Consider the following 20,362-nt stretch of genomic DNA (forward strand, 5'->3'; position numbering starts at 1 on the left):
CCACTGTTTTTAGATTTAGATAACGAATATTTGAGACATAAATGAGCGCAAAAATTCTTGCAGTAGATACAGCAACGGAAAACTGTTCAGTAGCATTGATGGTGGGAGAGCAAGTGTTCGCCCGCAGTGAAGTAGCACCACGTGACCATACCAAGAAAGTACTGCCTATGGTTGATGAAGTACTGAAGGAAGCGGGATTGACCTTAGCTGAGCTTGATGCGATTGCATTTGGTCAAGGCCCAGGTAGCTTTACTGGTGTACGCATTGGTATCGGTATCGCACAAGGTCTAGCGTTTGGTGCTGATCTGCCAATGATTGGTGTATCGACACTGGAAGCCATGGCGCAATCGAGTTACCGCCAGTTTGGTGATACACACGTTGCAAGTGCCATTGATGCTCGTATGAGCGAAGTTTACTGGGCTCGTTACAGTCGTGAACAAGACGGCCGTTGGTCTCTGGCCGATGAAGAGTGCGTTATTCCGCCACAAGAGCTTGTGAACCAAATTGAAGCAGACCAAAACACTTGGGCAAAGGTTGGTACAGGTTGGGCTGCGTACGCTGAGCACATGGATACGCTATCATTAACTACGAAGCCAAGTGACGTTCTTTACCCAGAGGCGCAAGACATGGCGTTTATCGCTCAGTTTGCATTTGCGGCGGGTAAAGCGGTTCCAGTAGAAGAGTCTGAGCCTGTTTATCTGCGTGATAAGGTGGCGTGGAAAAAGCTTCCAGGTCGCGAATAACTTCTAGGTCGTGAATATCTGCTAGGTTGAAAATAGCTTCTTGGTCGCGAACAGTTCCTTGGTCGTAAAGAAGCGCCCTAGTCAGGAACAAACAAAAACGTCATAACTTTTACAAGGTTCTGATAACCCATGACTCTAGATAGTACATATTTAGAGTCATACCGAGGCAGAGATTGAGTGAATGGTATCAATTAATGGTTTACCTCCTTCTTCGATAGGCAATACATCTAAAGCCAATCGCACCAACAAGAAGAATCAGGTAAAGAAAACCGATGCAAAGACCTCTGTGGGGCAGCCCACTAAGGTAGCCAATGCTGTCTCGCACTCTATTCGTCATGTTCAAGAATCAGATATTCATCGAGCTCAAGTTCAGTACGACCTACCGGAAGGACGTGGACGAAAAGCGATGGAAGAGTATATGGATGTTATGAACCAGGCGAAAAAAGAGGAACTTGCAAGACTCATCGGTGTCGATATTTATATATAAAAACATCAATTTATCTTCTATTTTAAGGGTTAGAACCATGTCGATTTCCCCTGCAAAGTTACGCCTTTTCGTCCTCGGCTTATTCTCAGTATTATTGGTTGGGTGTTCATCTTTACCTACCGAATTGGAAGCCTCTTCAGAACCAGTAATTACCGATTACCAAGAGTGGTTAAACCAACTGCCTGATGCCAAAGATGTCCGTCTAGGTGGTGTGATAGCTAAAGTTACTAACCTCAAAGATAAATCACGCGTTGAAGTGGTAAACATGCCGATCTCTAGCAGCGGTAAACCCGATCTCGATGCGGAGCCAAGTGGTCGCTTCGTGGCTTATGTAGATGGTTACGTAGAACCTCTAAGCTTTGCTGAAGGTCGTTTGGTGACATTTGTGGGTCAATCGGCAGGCTCAGAAGATGGCAAAATTGGTGAGTTCCCGTATACATTCCCAGTGATGGACGCTGATAATCAGCGCCTATGGCAAATCACAGAGCGTGTGATTGTGAATGACTTTGCTCCGACGTACTACTCGTGTCGCAGCCTACATTGTCGTAGTTTCCATACCATGCCAAGACAAGGCCGAGTGGTACAAGACTTAGAATAGTCATTGAGCTATTGCTTTTACATCCCGTTTGAATAGACAAGATTAAGGAATGATCACAACGGATGATTGAAAAATCCTATTCACTGCCGAGCGGCACTATGGTGTGCCAAGAGCTTGGAAACCCAGAAACGGCCGCTTTGACGGTCGTTTTTGTTCATGGCTGGCTCGATAACTCGGCCAGTTTTACCTCTCTAATGCAGGCCATACACACTCAGTCAAATCACTACCATTTGGTGGCGATAGACCTGTTTGGACACGGACACTCCTCGCATAAAGCCGGCAGTTATTACCCTTTTCATGACTATATCGATGATTTACATCAGTTGATGGGTAAATTATCGCCAAACAGACTGGTACTAGTAGGACATTCGCTTGGTGCATTGATCGCAAGTTGCTATAGTGCCGCCTTTCCTGAAATGGTGTCTGGATTAATCCAAATTGAAGGTCACGGACCTCTTTCCGAAGCTCCCCAAGCAACAGTCTCTCGCTTGCGAGATGGGGTACTCAGTCGTCAACGACAGCGAAGAAAGCCTTCACGTCCATTAGCTAGCCTAGAGGACGCCATTAAACTGAGATCTCATGCTAATCAAATTGCACCAGATTTGATCGCTCCCGTTGTTGTTCGAGGCATTGCGCAATTTGAGGGCGTTTGGCAGTGGCGTAGCGATCCAAAATTGAAGTGTGATTCCGTTTATCGCATGTCTCAGTCACACGCGGATGCGATAAATGAGGCTATAGAATGCCCTCAATTGATAATCTTGGGAAATGAAGGATTTAAGGATTTACAGCATAATCGCTACAAATCAACTCAAAATCCCCCAATTATTAAGATGATTTCAGGTGGACATCATTGTCATTTAGAGAACCCAGAGTCAGTTTCTGAGCTAATTCTTGGTGTAGTTAACAAAATTTAAACAAGTGTTTGAGCCTTTTAGTGCTCATGCACTAAAGCTGTGCTGTAATATCGCCATGATAAATAGCGGCGAAACAGTCGTCAGCTGATAAACGAGGAGTAACATCGTGGATAAACCTTGGCTTTCACGTTATCCAAGTGACGTACCAGAGCAGATCAACCCAGATCAGTACCAATCTTTAGTTGAGATGTTTGAGCAGTCTGTACAGAAGTACGCTGATCAACCTGCATTCGAAAACATGGGCTCGGTCATGACATTCCGTAAGCTTGAAGAGCGCAGCCGTGCTTTCGCCGCTTACCTACAAAATGATCTGAAGCTGAAAAAGGGCGATCGCGTCGCTCTAATGATGCCAAACCTACTGCAATACCCAATTGCACTATTTGGTGTACTTCGTGCTGGTATGATTGCAGTTAACGTAAACCCTCTGTACACCCCACGTGAACTTGAGCATCAGCTAAACGACTCGGGTGCAAAAGCGATTGTTATCGTTTCGAACTTCGCAAGTACGCTTGAGAAAGTGGTCGATAACACTCCTGTGAAGCACGTGGTACTGACTAGTCTTGGTCAAATGCTACCTCGCGCGAAGGGTACCATTGTCGATTTCGTAGTGAAGTACGTAAAAGGTATGGTTCCTAAGTACGATCTTCCGGGCGCAATCTCATTCCGCAAGGCACTGCATAAAGGCCGCCGCCTACAATACGTAAAACCGTTCATGTCTGGTGATGACATCGCGTTCCTGCAGTACACAGGTGGTACTACGGGTGTCGCGAAAGGCGCAATCCTGACGCATCGCAATATGATCGCGAACGTTCTTCAAGCGAAAGGAGCGTACGGCCCTGTATTGAATGAAGGTCGTGAGCTAGTGGTAACGGCACTGCCTCTTTACCACGTATTCGCCCTGACAGTGAACTGCTTACTGTTTGTAGAAATGGGTGGTCGCAACCTGCTTATTACTAACCCTCGTGATATTCCGGGCTTCATCAAAGAGCTACAGAAAGTCCCATTCACGGCGATTACCGGTGTGAACACACTCTTTAATGCACTTGTGAACAATGAAGATTTCCATGAGCTGGACTTCAGCAATCTACGCCTATCTGTGGGTGGTGGTATGGCAGTACAACGCGCTGTTGCTGAGCAGTGGAAGAAGGTAACAGGTATTCACCTACTGGAAGGCTATGGTCTAACCGAGTGTTCTCCACTGGTTACGGGTAACCCTTACGACCTTAAAGATTACACGGGCGCTATTGGCCTACCTGTGCCGTCGACAGATGTTCGCATCATTGATGACGAAGGCAATGTTGTTGCGAATGATCAAGTGGGTGAGCTGCAAGTACGTGGCCCTCAAGTGATGCAAGGCTACTGGCAGCGTCCTGAAGCGACCAAAGAAGTGATCGACCATGATGGTTGGTTGTCGACTGGTGATATCGTTAAGTTCGATGATGAAGGTCTACTGCACATCGTTGACCGTAAGAAAGATATGATTCTGGTATCGGGCTTCAACGTTTACCCTAACGAAATTGAAGATGTTGTTGCTCTGCACGGTAAGGTACTGGAAGTTGCGGCAATTGGCCAACCACACGAAGTTTCTGGTGAGCTTGTGAAGGTTTACGTGGTTAAACGTGACCCAAGCCTGACGAAAGAAGATGTGATTGCGCACTGTCGTGAGCACCTAACAGGCTACAAAGTGCCAAAACTGGTTGAGTTCCGCGATGATCTACCAAAGACTAACGTAGGTAAGATCTTGCGCCGCGTACTGCGTGAAGAGAACGATACCGAGCTTGCTAAACGTGCAAGTGCATAACTGATGGTCTTACCGCTTAATCTAAGCGGTTAATGTAAATTAGTGATAGAATGCCGACAGTGAATGTCGGCATTTTTGTATCCGGCGGAATAATTAAATCAGTGAGAGTTTTTGTGAACTATCAAATCATTACCCAATTGAAAGACCTTGAACGTGTATGTCAGCAAGCCCGTGAAGCCGATGTTGTGATGCTTGATACCGAGTTTGTCCGTACCAGAACTTACTACCCGCAGTTAGGTTTGATTCAATTATTTGATGGTGAAACTCTGTCTTTGATTGACCCAATCGCATTGGATGAGATGACCCCATTCGTATCGCTTCTAAAAGACGCTTCAGTACTGAAGGTGTTACATGCTTGCGGTGAAGATCTGGAAGTATTCCAGAATGCATTTGGTTGTACGCCAACACCAATGGTGGACACGCAAATCATGGCCGCGTTCTTAGGACACGGCTTGTCGACGGGGTTTGCAGCGCTAGTGTCTGAATTCGTTGGTATTGACCTTGATAAGAGTGAATCACGCACCGATTGGTTAGCACGCCCATTATCACAAAAGCAGTTGGATTACGCCGCAGCAGACGTTTACTACTTGCTGCCAATGTATAACAAGCTGCTAGAGAAAGTGATGGAAGCTGGCTGGTGGGATGCCGCGCAGCAAGAGTCTGATCTGCAAGTCAGCAAGCGTATTCGCTCAATTGAGCCAGAGAACGCTTATCTAGACATTAAAGGTGCTTGGCAGCTAAAACCTAAGCAACTGGCTATCTTGAAGCCTTTGGCAACTTGGCGATTAAAGGAAGCAATTAAGCGCGACCTAGCTCTAAACTTCATTTTCAAAGAGCAAGACCTTTGGGCGGTGGCTCGTTTTGCTATTAAAAATCCAAAGCGCATGGAAGAGGAAGGTTTTGATTTCCGCTCAGTGCGTCGCCACGGTGCGAAAATCAGCTCTATCGTGAAACTGGCAGAGCACACACCAGAAGAGGAATACCCAGCGGTTGTTGAACGCTTGATGGACTTCCCTGGTTACAAGCAGATGTTTAAAGTCCTCAAAGATGAAGTGAAGACAGCATCTCAACATAGTGGTTTGGCGACTGAGTTTATCGCTTCTAAAAAACAGCTGAATCAAGTCTTGAGCTGGGTTTGGAAACACGATCGCAACCCAGAAAAATTGCCTGATGTAATGCAAGGCTGGCGACTAGAAATTGCAGGTGAGAAATTGAATAAGCTGATTAAGTAGTCAGTTTTCTGATTCGCAGATAGATATAAAGGGGTAAAGCACAGTTGCTTTACCCCTTTTTTTGTCATTACGATTTGTCGTCGCTTGTCGACGTCTCTTTCTCTTTCGCTTCAGCCAGTTGCTGTTCCAGCTCCATGATTCTTAGTTCAGCTTCGAGCTCGGCAACGCGTTTCTCTGCGTCACTGCGGTTATCTTGTGAGTGACCATCCGCCAGAACCTGAGTGTTTTCACTCTGGCGAGAGTCATCAAGGTCTTTCATTGAACCAGCGACACCTCCTGTAACACCACCCGCTACAGCGCCTTTCACTGCTAGCCCTGGTTCACCTGTAAGCGCACCTAATGTTGCTCCCATCAAAGCACCTCCTGCGGCACCGCGGTTTCTGGCAGCATTTTCATTGTCTTTGTCCATTGCAGGGGAACTACATCCAGTCACAACCAATACTGAGGCAATAATGATGGCTTTTAGTGTGTTGTTTAGGTAAGTCATAGTTGTACTCTTTCTGTCTGTAGGGAACCCATTCAGAGTACAAAAAACAATCAGGCTTGGATAATGCTGACTCTTTATACAAATAATAACCAGTGGTTATGGTTTGATATATGTATGGATTGTCTTGAGATATAAAAACGGCCCACTTGAAAGCAAGTGAGCCGTTTTAGGTATCTAGAATTTCGACGAAATTACTTGTCGTCTTCTGGCAGTTTGACGTTCAACTCAAGCACCGAGATATCATCGTCTTTGTGCTCGAACGATAGGTCGACCATTGAAGGATCTACCTCAACGTATTTGGCAATACACTTCAAGATGTCTTCTTTCAGTTGCGGCAGGTACGAAGGTGCAGGATCGTCATGGCTGCGACGTTCTGCCACGATGATCTGCAAGCGCTCTTTGGCTAGGTTAGCTGTGGTTTTCTTCTGTGGTCTAAAAAACTCTAGTAGTGACATAGTTGATTAGCCCCCGAATAGTCGTTTGAAGATGCCTTTCTTCTCTTCCGTTAGGAAGCGGAAGTCCACTTGGCTGCCGAGTAGACGGTCTACAGTATCGCTGTAAGCCATGCCTGCGTCGGTTGCTTCGTCAAAGATTACTGGCACACCCTTGTTCGATGCGTTCAGTACTGCTTGGCTCTCTGGGATTACGCCCAAAAGTGAGATGTGAAGGATCTCTTCTACATCTTCTACGCTTAGCATCTCGCCTTGGGTTACACGAGCAGGGTTGTAGCGTGTTAGCAGTAGGTGAGTCTTCACTGGCTCTAGGCCGTCTTCAGCACGACGTGATTTAGAATCTAAGATGCCTAGAATACGGTCTGAATCTCGAACTGAAGACACCTCTGGGTTAGTCGTCACAATTGCTTCATCAGCAAAGTAGAGTGCCATCAGAGCGCCTTGCTCAATACCTGCTGGAGAGTCACAGATGATGAAGTCGAAGCCCATTTCGTCAAGCTCATCAAATACACGACGAACACCGTCTTTGGTTAGTGCATCTTTATCGCGAGTTTGAGAGGCTGGAAGAATGTATAGATTGTCTGTGCGCTTGTCTTTGATCATCGCTTGGTTCAGAGTTGCTTCACCATTGATAACGTTAACGAAATCGTAAACGACACGACGCTCACAGCCCATGATAAGATCGAGGTTACGCAGACCAATATCAAAGTCGATAACCGCTGTTTTTTTTCCTTTCAAAGCTAAACCTGAGGCAATAGCTGCACTGGAGGTAGTTTTACCAACACCGCCTTTACCTGACGTTACAACGATAATGCGTGCCATTATTTTTTCCTTTTATTTCTTTATAGTGCGAGTACGTCAACACGTAGTACGTCGTTGTCCATGCTGAACATGGTCTTCTTCTGCCAGTACTCGCTTTCAATTTGATCGCTGAGCCAGTAGTTGCCTGCAATGGAAACCAGCTCGGCTTGTAAATCGTTACAGATAATCTTTGCTTCAGTTTGACCGCTTGCGCCTGCAATTGCGCGGCCGCGTAATGTGCCATGAATATGAATGCTGCCATCCGCAATTACTTCCGCTCCAGCACTCACGTGACTCAAAATTAAAAGGTCACCATCTTTAGCATAGACCTGTTGTCCAGAACGAATCGGAGTTCTTACCACTTTTGTGGGCGCCATCTTAGCCGGAGCCTGTGAAGGGGACTTGCTGGCCGTCATTACAGCGAAGCCAGCTTCTTTTGCTAGGTTTTGCATGCGCTTATCGGAACAACCCGTTACGCCGACAGGGATCATACCTGCTTGAGAGATGCCGTTTTTAAGTTGAAGGAAGTCGATATCACCGGCAACTTGGCTGATGTTAATTACCACAGGAGCTGCAGCAAAAAAGTTTGGTGCTTGGTCGACTTTTTCTTGAAGGAATGACGCTGCATTTTCGACGTTATCATCGGATAAGTGCAAGACAGATAGCGTAAAGCTGCTACCTTTTAAATCTGGGTTACTAGACATCGAAAACTACAGGACCTCAATAACGGTTGGCTACAATTTCTTTCATCTTTACGATAAAGGACATTGCCTGAAACTAGGCTTATCATGTTATATTCCCAGACCAAGCACAGCAAGTGATCTTGTTGTCAAATGGACGTTTTGTTCCCAATATTTCACCAACATAAACTATTGATCTCGCATGTGAGAGTTTTGTAGTCATAAACATTTAGAAAAGGTTTGTCATGCTGTGTTCTATATATAAAAGCTCAAAAAAAGAAGGAACATACCTTTATATCCCTAAAAAGGATGATTTTTCACAAGTTCCTGACGCATTGATGGAAATGTTTGGTAAACCTAGCTTCGTAATGGTTATCAAAATGGATGGCCGTAAATTGGCGCAAGTGAACATCGATAAAGTTCGTGAGTCTCTAGAAACCGACGGCTTCTTTTTACAATTGCCGCCACCACCAGTGAATGAACTTGAGTTATATAAGGAGCGTAAGGCTCAACAAAACACTCAAGATGAAGAGTAGTCTTACTCACCTTATTCAGGGAGGAATGATCGTTGAGTAAATTATCGCAAACCCTAATTACCGTGTCGGCGTTATTGGCTGGCAGTGCATTGGCTCCGTTACACGCTAACGAGTTGAGCTTTGAGCAATTTGTTGAAAAACTAAAACAACAGGGCTCAGAGCAAGGCATCTCTCAATCGATCATCGACCAAGCCTTTGATGGCGTGACGTTTAAACCGCGTGCTGTGAAGGCGGATAAAAATCAGCCAGAGAAAAAGCTGACGCTCGACGAGTACATCCCAAGAGCAGTTCCCGCTTGGAAGGTTAAGCAAGCGCAGTCGCTTTACGATAAGCACCATACTGAGCTGAAACGCATTGGTGATGAGTATGGTGTTCAACCTCGCTTTATTGTCGCATTGTGGGGCGTTGAGAGTAACTTTGGTACTTTTACTGGCAATTATCGTGTGATTGACGCATTGACCACCATGGCTTACGAAGGTCGTCGCGAGGCGTTCTTTACCAAAGAAGCGATGGCAGCACTGACCATTCTTGAAGAGGGGCACATTAAGCCTCAGGATATGAAAGGGTCATGGGCTGGAGCGATGGGGCAACCTCAGTTTATGCCAAGTTCATTCCTAGCTTATGCAGCGGATGGTAATGGTGACGGTAAGAAAGATATCTGGAATACCGAAGCTGATGTTTTTGCTTCTGCGGCGAATTATCTGAGTCAGTCTGGTTGGGATGATAAGTACACATGGGGAAGGCAGGTTAAAGTGCCGGCGAATATCTCTTTAGATATGCAGGGCCGCTCGGAAGAGAAAGGTAAGTACCTTCAAGAGTGGTCAAAGCTGGGTATTACTCGCTTTGATGGCAGCCCACTACCTAAGCTTGACGAAGATATCAAAGCTTGGCTGATCATGCCGGATGACCAAACCGGGCGCTCTTATTTGGTTTACAACAACTACAATGTACTGATGAAGTGGAATCGTTCGTACTATTTTGCACTGGCAGTGAGTCACCTCGCTGATCGAATTAAGTTTAAATAACTTAAGTTTAAATAAAACGCCCAAGGCAAAGCGGCGCAAGCCAAAAGATTTAAAAAGGACTCTTCGGAGTCCTTTTGTTTTTAGTGTTTTCGAAGAAATGATTTATTCCACATAGGCCGTTTTTTAAAGATAGATAGAGGGTAGATGGAGTGTTAACAGACAGAGCGGCACAAATGGTGATCTTCCACGCCTTGATTAAGCATGGCGGTTTTACCAGTGCAGCGAAGAGCTTAAATGTATCGGTATCGCACATCAGTAAGCAGATCGCACTGTTGGAAGACAACATTGGGATTAAGCTGGTTCAGCGTACGACGCGCAGCCTCACGTTGACCGAAGCGGGTGAAGTGTTTTATCTGCACTGCGAACAGCTATTTGGTACGCTCAAAGCTGCACAAATGGATATGGAGAGCCAACGTGATGATGTCTCTGGTAAGCTGCGAGTTGGTATCTCACAATCGTTCGGTACCTTGCATGTGATTCCCGCTATCGATCAGTTGCGTCAGCTCTATCCACAGCTCAAAGTCGAGATTCATCTATTCGATTACAAAGTGGATATGATCGAAGAACGCTTGGATCTGTGGATCACCAACAATGAGGAGCTGCCGGAAGGGTATATTGCCCAGAGATTAGCAGACAGCCAGTTTGTGGTTGCGGCATCACCTGACTACTTGATCAAAGCGGGTACGCCGAGTTGCCCTTCAGAACTGAGTGACCACAACTGTCTTATCTATCGTAGCCGTGAGCGTGATTACACCTCTTGGGCGTTCGACAATGGTCAAGAGAGTCTCTGTGTCACTGTGAGTGGAGATTATTCTGTCGATTTAGCTGAAGCGGTAAGAGATGCAGCTGTAGCAGGTTGGGGGATTGCCTATCTTGCGACTTATCTTATTAAAGAAGAGTTTCGAAGTGGTCAGTTGATTCAAGTCTTACCGGAGTGGAAAGCAAGCCAGATCATGCCATTTTTTGCCGTCTATCCAAGCCGCAAGAATATGCCAAAGAAGCTATCCACGGTAATTGAGTTCCTGAAACAGCACATTGGTTCGCCGACGTATTGGGATAAAAACCTGAAAACTTGCGTTGAATTACACCGCTAACTGTCGCTGTTTTTGAAAATATAATTTCCATATGGAAAAAGTATTAAAAATAATCAATAAAGTTTTAATTAATTCAATGAGTTATATGTTTTGGGTTTAAATGGACTGTTAAGCCAACATCCATGTAACAACCGCTGCTTGCCGCAAACGGTTTCCTCTATACAATGCGTCGCCTTTCCTACTACAACTTTTCAGGTTTGACGCATATGGCATCCCTAATTGGAATCATTACTCTTCTAGTAATCGCTTGGTTACTATCTACGGACAGAAAAAATATTCAGCTAAGAACGGTGTCTCTTGCTTTCTTACTTCAGGTCTCTTTTGCACTGCTTGTGTTGTACGTACCTATGGGTAAAGACGTGCTGAATGGCGTGACAGGAGCCGTTTCGAGCTTAATCAATTACGGCCAAGAGGGCATCGGCTTCCTATTTGGTGGCCTAACCAATAGTGGTTTCGTATTCGCGATTAACGTTCTCGGTATCATCATTTTCTTTTCGGCTCTGATTTCAGGTTTGTACCACATCGGGTTCATGCCAAAAGTGATCAACCTAATTGGCGGCGCGTTGCAGAAGCTGTTAGGTACAGGTCGTGCGGAATCTCTTTCTGCTACGGCGAATATCTTCGTTGGCATGATTGAGGCACCATTAGTGGTTAAGCCTTACTTGAAGCACATGACGGACTCTCAGCTGTTTGCGGTAATGACTTGTGGTTTGGCATCGGTAGCAGGCGGCACGCTAGTTGGTTATGCGTCTCTAGGCGTGGATCTGAACTACCTAATTGCAGCGGCATTCATGTCTGCGCCTGCGGGGCTACTGATGGCAAAAATCTTGGTACCGGGCAGTGCTAATGAGACTCAAGAGAGCATTGAGTCAGATGTAGAAATTCCACGAGCAACGAACGTAGTTGAGGCAATGGCAGATGGGGCTATGTCTGGACTTCGTATTGCAGTCGCAGTGGGTGCAACACTTCTTGCTTTTGTCAGCGTGATTGCAATGCTGAACGGCATGCTAGGTGCAGTTGGTGGTTGGTTCGGCGTGGACCTAAGCTTCGAGCTTATCCTAGGTTATGTGTTTGCACCCGTTGCATGGCTGATTGGTGTGCCATGGAACGAAGCGGTTGTTGCGGGCTCACTGATCGGTAACAAGATTGTTGTGAATGAGTTTGTTGCCTTCATCCAGCTAATGGAAGCGAAGGAAGTACTGAGCGAACACTCTCAAGCTATCGTAACCTTTGCACTGTGTGGCTTTGCGAATATCTCAACTATGGCGATTCTAATCGGTGGTTTGGGTAGCCTAGTACCAGAGCGTCGCTCATTTATCTCTAAGTACGGCTTCCGCGCGATTTGTGCAGGCGTACTAGCGAACTTGATGAGTGCTTCGATTGCAGGTGTAGCGCTATCGTTATAGCCTTTTCCATAAGTAAATAGCCCACAAAAAAGCCGCGACGGATTGTCGCGGCTTTTCATTATTTGAAGCAATGGCTCCATGAGATAATAGCTATTTGAGGCAGTGGTTACTTGTTAGAGTGGAACTGCTCACAAGCGATCATTGTGTTCTCGATAAGGCTTGCAACCGTCATCGGGCCAACACCACCAGGAACTGGAGTAATGAAGCTTGCACTCTCTTTTGCAACATCATATTCCACGTCACCCACCAATTTGCCTGACTCTAGGCGGTTGATACCAACATCGACCACCACTGCACCCTTCTTGATCCACGCACCCGGAATGAAGTTAGGCTTACCTACGGCAACCACAACAACGTCCGCTTGACGCACGTGACCTTCTAGATCTTTAGTGAAACGGTGACAAGTTGTCGTTGTACAACCCGCTAGAAGCAGTTCTAGAGTCATAGGACGACCAACGATGTTTGATGCGCCAACAACAACCGCGTGCTTACCACGTAGGTCGATATTGTAGCGGTCAAGCAGAGTGATGATACCTTTTGGCGTACAAGAACGTAGCTTAGGGATACGCTGTGCAAGACGACCGACATTGTATGGGTGGAAACCATCAACGTCCTTTTCTGGCGTAATACGCTCTAGTACGTGTGTGCTATCGATACCGGCAGGAAGAGGTAGCTGAACAAGAATGCCATCAATCTCTGGATCTTCGTTCAATTGGTCAACAAGAGTAAGTAGTTCTTCTTCGGTTGCCGTTGCAGGTAGGTCAAAAGACTTTGATACAAAGCCGACTTCTTCACACGCTTTGCGCTTGCTCCCCACATAAACTTGAGAAGCTGGGTCTTCACCCACTAAAACTACCGCTAGGCCTGGAGCTCGTAAGCCTGCTTCAGTACGCGCTTTTACACGTGCAGCAACTTCAGAACGAACGGTTTGAGATATTAGCTTTCCATCAATATTTTGAGCAGTCATGAATTTCCTTAGTATTGATATTCAAGTTAGTGGCTGATGTTTTGGCGCATTATTCCAGAAAACGTTTTTGATTTCCATCAAGCAAACGTTTGCTTTGGTCTAATTTTCAACACTTATAATGCCTTTGCCCTTTTTTTACTCACTTAGATCAGAATGTTAGATAAAGCCGTTGCTTTACTGATTCGAATTCGTATAATTCTTTCCTGTAGCGCGCCCTTAGCTCAGCTGGATAGAGCACGTCCCTTCTAAGGATGTGGTCGTAGGTTCGAATCCTACAGGGCGTGCCATTTATTTTAAGAAACCCGATAGCTCTTTGAGTTGTCGGGTTTTTTGCATTTCAGGCTTAATTATATTTGTGACTTAGTTGCTCGTCACTCTGTTATTTTTTAGCTTAATGGAATCGTTGGAATTTCATTTCAAGAGTCTACAAACTGTATCAAGTTATTTCCCTGTAATTGATGGGGTTAAAAGTTCTGGGATATAAAACCAGTGGCTATAATAACTGACACTTAAAATGGATTTTAACCTCAGTAGTACTCAACTCTTTTATCAATTGATTGATAAGGACGCCAGCGAACGCGATCTTATCCTCTCTGATGTTCGTCAAAACTCGCCCCAACTTGCCCGTAATGTCGATGAATTATTGCAATACGCCAACAATGACTTTGCGATTGAAGCATTGGAGGTGCATCTATCGACAGCAAATGAATCTACCATCTGTTATGAAAACCTTCGTGTTGATCGTTATGTTATCGGTCATGAGTTGGGCAGAGGAGGGTTTGCTGCTGTTTATTATGCTACTCGCCGCGACTCTCTGTTTCATCACCAGTACGCAATCAAATTTTTCCATCCCGAGATCTTAGGGCTACTTGGTCAAGAGGTACTCTTTTCAGAGGCACAGCTCCTTGCCAATGTTAGCCACTCCAATATTGCCAAAGTCTACGACGCAGGCATTTATAACGGAGCGATTTATATCGTGATGGAGTTTGTCGATGGGTTGAACTTACGCGACTATTTAAGCTCACACTCGTTGAGTTTCGAGCAGAAATTGATGCTGTTTCGAGATATTTGCTTGGCTGTCGATCATGCTCATCAACATCAGGTTATTCATGGAGATCTTAAACCCGAAAACATACTGGTTTGTAGTGATGGTGTACCGAAAATCATCGACTTTAATATTGCTCAAAAAGTACAAAGGCTGAGCATTGGGGATAGGGAATTAATCACCCCAAATGTTTTGGCACTCACGCGAAACTACGCAAGCCCAGAGCAGCTTGATAACGATGCGATAGACAAGCGAACGGATGTGTATGCCTTAGGTCGGGTTCTGTATTTGGATATCCTCCGGGCTCAGCCGAGAGGCGATATCACCAAGGTCGTGGCTTTAGCGACTCATTCCTCCCCTAGCCGCAGATATGCCAGAGCCAAAGATCTTGCGCAAGATATCGAAAATGTTCGCTGCTTTTTCCCTTTAAGCCAAGAGTCCAAAGTAAGCGTTGAAGTGATAAAGAAATCAATGATTCGTTCTCCAGTGTTTACTCTGTGTAGTACTGCTCTAGTGCTGAGCATGATGGCTATCATTATGGCGTTGTCGACCGCGACTCAAGATCTCAATCGTCAAAAGCTGACATTGGACGAGATGCTCAATGACGTCACGGCCAGTGTTTATCCTCTAAACAACGATTTAACAGATTGGGAGGCCGTGATTGAGAACCGAGAAAACCAGCGCAAGCTCGTGTTGGACACTCCCTCACGGTCATTTTGGCCACAAAGGCGAGGAGATTTGAATTCTTCAATGCAAGTCGTCAGTAGCAGCACTGCTGATGACATCGAATACAACATCATTGACCCAATGAATATACGGCTTATGCAGGCTGAAGGAGACCAAGAGCATGATGAGATTCATCCAACCGATGAGGTTGTCACTTTCAATGAGTCTGTGGGATAACAAGCAATGACTGTAACCAAAGAGGTTAGTGTCGATAGCGATCATCTCACGGAGCTGATTTCGCGATGGCAGGTGGGTTGTAAAAAGTCTGAAGAGCAGATATTTCGTTTTGCCTACTGTAGGCTAAAAGAGTTGGCTCAACAGCGTCGTCAAAAGTCGGGTGCTAGCCTAAACAAAGAATCAACCAATACCACCGCTCTGATTCACGAGTCGTATTTGAAGGTGTCAGTCTTGGATAAAGGAGCCATCGAAAAAACTCGAGATTTTTATTTGATGGCTGCCAAAGCAATGCAGCATATTCTTATCAACCAAGCATGGGCAGCACAAGCGGATAAGCGTCAACCAGATCAATCCCTTGTCATAGAAAAAGCCTTGTCAATTGAAGGCCTGCCTTTAGAGCGCAGGATCGCGTTAGAACAATCTTTGGTTGAGTTTACCAATTACTATCCACGCCAATCTAATGTCTTAAAGCTAAAGTATTACATTGGGCTTAGGCACACCGAGATCTGTCAGCTATTAGAGTGCAGCTCCAGCTTGGTGGAAAAAGATCTTAAATTTGCTAAGAGTTGGCTTCACAGCAGGCTTGCCGCATGATCTTTGTGAAGTGTCTAATTTTATTAATAAATTCATAAAAAGTTTTACGGTTTTTCTGTTGTTCCCTGTGTCTTGTTTGTGGTGAGTGATCTCCTTAAAAATAACGCCGACTTGATGCCACTGATTCTCAACACTCAGTCATGGCTCAAACAATAAAAGGCTTACAAAGGGAAAATTAATGAAAAAGCAAGGTTTACTGGCAGCGTCAATTGCAGTGGCTCTCGTTGGGTGTGGTTCAGACAGTGATTCAAGCGGCCCAACATCATTTTCAATTACCGCAATTGATGGCTACTTAGCGAATGCCAATGTTTCGGTAGATAGTACTCAAGATGGTGTTTGTGATCTGTCTCAGGGCAAAACGGATAATAAAGGTCAGGCAAATCTCAGCATAGAGTATCGAAATGCCGTTGTCTGTGTAGATGCAGTTGCTGGTCAAACGGTAGATAGCAACCGTGGTCTGGTTCAACATGACTTCACGCTGGCAAATGCGGGCAGTGGCACAATCATAAACCCAATGACTAACATGGTGAACAAACTTCTTGCTGAAGACTCGGAGTTGAAAGTTGCTGACGCTGAGGAACAAGTCGTTGCTGCCATCACTGGTGACGCAGGTCTTGAGGTGTCAGAAGCTCTTATCTTTGGTGACTACATTGCCAATACCACAGAGCAGGCAGAAGCACTGAATTTGATTGGTGAAGTGCTGGTAGATCATTCCGACCAAGATATCGAAACCAAGCTGAAGCTGACTCAAGCGATGGCGGAGGCAACGCAAGAGATCATTGATGCCGACGGCCAAACACTAGACGACTACTCGCCTATTATTGATATTCCATCAGATGGCGGTGATGTCATTGTGACGCCAAATACTCGACCAAAAGTTGTCGGTACCACTGAACCCGTTGAATTGACGTTGGGTGAAGCTTGGCGTCCATACAACGTGAGTAACAAATTCCAAGATGCTGAAGGTGATGATATTACCTTCACTATGGTTGTTGTTGAAGGTGAAGGTAATAATGGCCTGTCTATCGATTCGCTAACCGGCCTGATCACAGGTGAACCTGAGATCGCGGGCGGTTTCACTTATCACATTTTCGCGACCGATGAGCATAACGCTCGTTCATACCCACTAACGTTTGAAGTTACCGTGTTAACGGATAACCAGCCTCCAGTTGTTGATGAGGGCGAGCTTGCAAACCTGCAGTCGACCATGAATACATGGATGCTGACAGAGGGCGAGTCATTGACGGATACGCTTGATGTAAGCGCGCTGTTCACTGATCAAGATGGTGATACTCTAAGCTACAAAGTAGAAACGACGCTATCAACCGTTGCTCGTACAGGCTTCAACGCTCTAGTGGACGGCGAGGGTACGGTGAGTTTTACAGGTCTGATTCCGCGTTCAGCTGCAGCGGGTGCAGAAACACTGACTATTTTGGCTAATGATGGTGTTAATGGTGATTGGGCTTCGGCAACTCTGAGCTTCCCGATTATTGAAGAAGCGCCACTACCACCAGGTGATTCTCACCCGCTAGAGGATAACACTTGGTACTTCCTTGAAAGAGGCTCCAACGGCACAAATTACTCTCAAGTATGGTGTGACACAGTGCGTTTTGAAGATGGGGAGATCTTCTATAACGATCGCGACCAAAGCAATAAGACTGCGTGTACAACTGAAGCGACAATGAAAGTGGGAACTTATGTTGTCGAGGGTGACACTATAGTCGGTTCATATACTGAAGACGGCGATACGATGACCATGCGCTACGATGTCACTAATGACTACGATAGTAACGTTATCTCGCAAGGTTCGGTGACCATGCTTTGGACAGAAGAGGGACGCACGAGTCGTTATGTTGGATTTAGCAGTAAAGCGGATGCAGAAAAGCGAATTCAAGTGAAATCCAGTGATGGCCCTGAGTTGCGTGATGCTTACTTATACTGGCCTGGTGAACGAGAGCACCAATACCAATTAATTTCTACCTCATTGCAGATGAATACAGCCGCGCTTTCACCTGGTAACTCTCACGACTACATCAAGGTATGGATGAATGGTATTAGCTGTGATGGATTGCTGAATTCTCATAATGGTGATGCCGCTATCTTTGAACGATTCATTGTGACATCTGAGTCGCTTTCCGCAGACAATGGTTACAGTTTATCTCCATACTTTTGTGATGACATCTACGAAGGTAGTACGCCGAATGCGGTATTTTCTTTCCTATTCGGACTACAAGATAGTCATTCACTTGAGTTAGATGAGAACTATAGCATCATTGGTCAGATCAGTGATGAGTGGAGTGAGTACATCACTGACGTGAACTTCAATATGGTGTGGGATGGTTCGTCGAACGACGATTAATGGGAAACTCTCGATTCAGACATACCCTGAATAACACGTGGATCCAATAATTGAATTAAGGAGGCCTAGCGATAGGCTTCCTTTTTTATTTTTCGATAAACTGACAATTGTTCCCTATTGGGGGTTTACATCATTTGGTAATAAAGCCACTATGAATCCACGAAGAATAGACAAGTAAAGCCGCTAGGAAGAAGGTTTACTTATTCAAACCGCCTCACTAGCTGCTAATTTAGAGGAAGCAATGGCAGGAAACAGTATCGGACAACACTTTCGAGTGACTACATTCGGAGAGAGTCACGGTATCGCACTAGGATGTATCGTAGACGGGTGCCCACCAGGATTACAAATTACCGAAGAAGATCTGCAGAAAGATCTGGACCGTCGTCGTCCGGGGACTTCTCGTTATACCACAGCTCGTCGTGAAGCTGACGCAGTGAAGATCTTGTCGGGTGTTTTTGAAGGTCAAACTACGGGTACATCTATTGGTCTACTAATCGAAAACACAGACCAACGCTCTAAAGACTATTCAGAAATTAAAGATAAGTTCCGTCCGGGTCATGCGGATTACACATATCATCAGAAATATGGTGTACGTGATTACCGTGGTGGCGGTCGCTCTTCAGCTCGTGAAACAGCAATGCGTGTAGCAGCGGGTGCAATTGCGAAGAAATACCTTAAGCAAGAGTTCGGTGTCGAGATTCAGGCATACCTATCTCAGATGGGCGATATCGCTATCGAGAAAGTAGATTGGAACGAAATCGAGAACAACGCATTCTTCTGTCCTGACGCAGATAAAGTGCCAGAGTTCGATCAGATGATTCGTGACCTACTGAAAGAAGGTAACTCTATCGGTGCTAAGATCCAAGTTGTGGCAAAGCAAGTACCAGTCGGTCTTGGTGAGCCGATCTTTGATCGTCTAGATGCTGATATCGCACACGCACTAATGAGCATTAATGCGGTTAAAGGTGTTGAGATTGGTGATGGCTTTGATGTCGTTAATCAAAAGGGCAGCGAGCACCGTGATCCACTAACACCGGAAGGCTTCACAAGTAACCACGCTGGTGGCATCTTGGGTGGTATTTCAACGGGTCAAGATATCGTAGCAAGCATCGCGCTTAAGCCAACTTCAAGCATCACCGTGCCGGGCGATACTATTACTAAAGATGGCGAGCCTACACAGTTGATCACTAAAGGACGTCACGATCCATGTGTTGGTATTCGTGCAGTGCCAATTGCAGAAGCGATGCTAGCGATTGTCTTGCTGGATCATCTATTACGTCATCGTGGTCAAAACCACGGCGTGACAACCAATACGCCTCAAATCTAACGACTGAGTGTATAGGATATGGATTAAAAAAGGGTTGCTTCCTGTTGGAGCAACCCTTTTTGTTTTCGAGTGAATTAGTTGTCTCTAATTAGTGCACAGAGCTTTCTGGGTCTAAGTGGAATGATGGTAGACGCCATTTAAAGCGCACTGCTGCCATTCGCAATAGGTAGCCAACAATCAAGGTTGTGATGGTTGCTGTGACATCGTTAATACCAAACTCTAGTAATGCGAGGTATAGGCCTGATGCGATAAGTGCGATAGATGCGTAAAGCTCCTCATGCAGCACAAGTGGCGTTTGGCGACAGATAAGGTCACGCAGTAGGCCACCAAAGACACCAGTGACCAATGCTGACACCATACAGATCATTGGGTGCAGACCCATGTTCATGGCTACTTTGGTACCGATGATGCTGAATACAATTAAACCAAGTGCGTCTAAGCGGATAAATAAGCCTTTGAGCTTAATCACCCACTTTGCGAGACCAGTAGTGATGACGCCCGCAATGCATGTAATAGCCAAAAACTCTGGGTTTTCCACCCAGCCTAGTGGGTAATGGCCAAGCAAGATATCTCGTACTGTACCACCACCAATTGCGGTTGCGCTTGCAACCAGCATTACACCAAACCAATCCATTTTTTGTTTGCCAGCGCTGAGTGCGCCAGTCATGGCTTCTGCCGTGATACCAATGATATATAAAACACTTAGTAGCATTGCTGTAACTCTATAATTTCGGTCTATAAAATCGTGATTTATGAGCCGTGCGATATAAAAAAGAAGCGCGAGTTTAGTGCGAAAAGTCACATTTTACGAATGAATATTTGTACCGCGAATTGGCGTTTCAGATTAGCTGAACTAATCATACAACCTAAGGTGGGTTAATCTGGGATGGGCAATCGATTATCATGGCCCG

General features: G+C 45.5%; 20 protein-coding genes and 1 tRNA gene. 15 read left to right on the forward strand and 6 right to left on the reverse strand.

Annotation, left to right across the window (positions count from 1 at the left end):
- The first annotated feature begins 41 nt into the window (after positions 1-41).
- The 6 genes from tsaB (at position 42) to rnd (ending at position 5,775) form a co-directional block, all read left to right on the forward strand.
- Positions 42-743: a tRNA (adenosine(37)-N6)-threonylcarbamoyltransferase complex dimerization subunit type 1 TsaB gene (gene tsaB, locus VFDL14_RS08785; RefSeq protein WP_032551876.1), complete on the forward strand. Its 702-nt coding sequence runs from the start codon at positions 42-44 to the stop codon at positions 741-743.
- 181 nt (positions 744-924) lie between these two features.
- Positions 925-1,230, forward strand: coding sequence for a hypothetical protein (locus VFDL14_RS08780; protein ID WP_032551877.1), 306 nt, complete (start codon positions 925-927; stop codon positions 1,228-1,230).
- Between the two features lie 37 nt (positions 1,231-1,267).
- Positions 1,268-1,828, forward strand: coding sequence for a Slp family lipoprotein (locus VFDL14_RS08775; protein ID WP_032551878.1), 561 nt, complete (start codon positions 1,268-1,270; stop codon positions 1,826-1,828).
- 62 nt (positions 1,829-1,890) lie between these two features.
- Positions 1,891-2,742: an alpha/beta fold hydrolase gene (locus VFDL14_RS08770; protein ID WP_032551880.1), complete on the forward strand. Its 852-nt coding sequence runs from the start codon at positions 1,891-1,893 to the stop codon at positions 2,740-2,742.
- A gap of 106 nt (positions 2,743-2,848) precedes the next feature.
- A complete protein-coding gene (gene fadD / locus VFDL14_RS08765; RefSeq protein ID WP_032551881.1) occupies positions 2,849-4,543 on the forward strand; it encodes a long-chain-fatty-acid--CoA ligase FadD in 1,695 nt (564 codons plus the stop codon).
- A 113-nt stretch (positions 4,544-4,656) separates the two neighbouring features.
- Positions 4,657-5,775 (forward strand): ribonuclease D, encoded by a 1,119-nt coding sequence (rnd, locus tag VFDL14_RS08760; RefSeq protein ID WP_032551882.1) that lies wholly within the window; start codon positions 4,657-4,659, stop codon positions 5,773-5,775.
- A gap of 67 nt (positions 5,776-5,842) precedes the next feature.
- Here rnd and VFDL14_RS08755 read toward each other — a convergent pair whose 3' ends face one another.
- The 4 genes from VFDL14_RS08755 to minC form a co-directional block, all read right to left on the reverse strand.
- Positions 5,843-6,262 carry a hypothetical protein gene (locus VFDL14_RS08755; RefSeq protein WP_032551883.1) on the reverse strand — a complete coding sequence of 140 codons (420 nt, stop codon included), beginning with the start codon at positions 6,260-6,262 and terminating at the stop codon, positions 5,843-5,845.
- Positions 6,263-6,453: 191 nt separating this feature from the next.
- Positions 6,454-6,717 carry a cell division topological specificity factor MinE gene (gene minE / locus VFDL14_RS08750; protein WP_032551884.1) on the reverse strand — a complete coding sequence of 88 codons (264 nt, stop codon included), beginning with the start codon at positions 6,715-6,717 and terminating at the stop codon, positions 6,454-6,456.
- A 6-nt stretch (positions 6,718-6,723) separates the two neighbouring features.
- Entirely contained in the window at positions 6,724-7,536 is an 813-nt protein-coding gene (minD, locus tag VFDL14_RS08745; RefSeq protein ID WP_032551885.1) for a septum site-determining protein MinD, read from the reverse strand.
- Positions 7,537-7,556: 20 nt separating this feature from the next.
- Positions 7,557-8,219, reverse strand: coding sequence for a septum site-determining protein MinC (gene minC, locus VFDL14_RS08740; protein ID WP_032551886.1), 663 nt, complete (start codon positions 8,217-8,219; stop codon positions 7,557-7,559).
- A 221-nt stretch (positions 8,220-8,440) separates the two neighbouring features.
- Here minC and VFDL14_RS08735 point away from each other — a divergent pair, with 221 nt between their 5' ends.
- The 4 genes from VFDL14_RS08735 (at position 8,441) to VFDL14_RS08720 (ending at position 12,256) form a co-directional block, all read left to right on the forward strand.
- On the forward strand, positions 8,441-8,731 hold the full coding sequence (locus VFDL14_RS08735; RefSeq protein ID WP_032551887.1) for a YcgL domain-containing protein: 291 nt from the start codon (positions 8,441-8,443) through the stop codon (positions 8,729-8,731).
- Between the two features lie 32 nt (positions 8,732-8,763).
- A complete protein-coding gene (locus VFDL14_RS08730) occupies positions 8,764-9,756 on the forward strand; it encodes a lytic murein transglycosylase (RefSeq protein WP_032551888.1) in 993 nt (330 codons plus the stop codon).
- A 149-nt stretch (positions 9,757-9,905) separates the two neighbouring features.
- Positions 9,906-10,850, forward strand: a complete 945-nt coding sequence (locus tag VFDL14_RS08725) for a LysR family transcriptional regulator (RefSeq protein WP_032551889.1) — start codon at positions 9,906-9,908, stop codon at positions 10,848-10,850.
- A 206-nt stretch (positions 10,851-11,056) separates the two neighbouring features.
- Complete coding sequence (locus VFDL14_RS08720; RefSeq protein WP_032551890.1) at positions 11,057-12,256, forward strand: NupC/NupG family nucleoside CNT transporter; 1,200 nt, start codon at positions 11,057-11,059, stop codon at positions 12,254-12,256.
- Positions 12,257-12,362: 106 nt separating this feature from the next.
- Here the strand turns inward: VFDL14_RS08720 and folD are convergent, their stop codons facing one another.
- On the reverse strand, positions 12,363-13,223 hold the full coding sequence (gene folD, locus VFDL14_RS08715; protein ID WP_032551891.1) for a bifunctional methylenetetrahydrofolate dehydrogenase/methenyltetrahydrofolate cyclohydrolase FolD: 861 nt from the start codon (positions 13,221-13,223) through the stop codon (positions 12,363-12,365).
- Positions 13,224-13,433: 210 nt separating this feature from the next.
- Between folD and VFDL14_RS08710 the strand changes: the two genes are divergently transcribed.
- The 5 genes from VFDL14_RS08710 to aroC all read left to right on the forward strand — a co-directional run bounded on the left by VFDL14_RS08710 (position 13,434) and on the right by aroC (position 19,451).
- Positions 13,434-13,510: transfer RNA gene (locus VFDL14_RS08710), tRNA-Arg, on the forward strand.
- A gap of 227 nt (positions 13,511-13,737) precedes the next feature.
- Complete coding sequence (locus tag VFDL14_RS23665; protein WP_050487437.1) at positions 13,738-15,171, forward strand: serine/threonine protein kinase; 1,434 nt, start codon at positions 13,738-13,740, stop codon at positions 15,169-15,171.
- Between the two features lie 6 nt (positions 15,172-15,177).
- A complete protein-coding gene (locus tag VFDL14_RS08705; protein ID WP_050487438.1) occupies positions 15,178-15,765 on the forward strand; it encodes an ECF-type sigma factor in 588 nt (195 codons plus the stop codon).
- A gap of 178 nt (positions 15,766-15,943) precedes the next feature.
- Positions 15,944-18,124, forward strand: a complete 2,181-nt coding sequence (locus VFDL14_RS08700) for a putative Ig domain-containing protein (RefSeq protein ID WP_032551892.1) — start codon at positions 15,944-15,946, stop codon at positions 18,122-18,124.
- Between the two features lie 241 nt (positions 18,125-18,365).
- A complete protein-coding gene (gene aroC, locus VFDL14_RS08695; RefSeq protein ID WP_032551893.1) occupies positions 18,366-19,451 on the forward strand; it encodes a chorismate synthase in 1,086 nt (361 codons plus the stop codon).
- A gap of 88 nt (positions 19,452-19,539) precedes the next feature.
- Here aroC and VFDL14_RS08690 read toward each other — a convergent pair whose 3' ends face one another.
- Positions 19,540-20,163, reverse strand: a complete 624-nt coding sequence (locus tag VFDL14_RS08690; RefSeq protein ID WP_032551894.1) for a trimeric intracellular cation channel family protein — start codon at positions 20,161-20,163, stop codon at positions 19,540-19,542.
- Between the last annotated feature and the right edge of the window lie 199 nt (positions 20,164-20,362).

Origin of the sequence: Vibrio fortis (assembly GCF_000695685.1) — a bacterium.
GTDB lineage: Bacteria > Pseudomonadota > Gammaproteobacteria > Enterobacterales > Vibrionaceae > Vibrio > Vibrio fortis_A.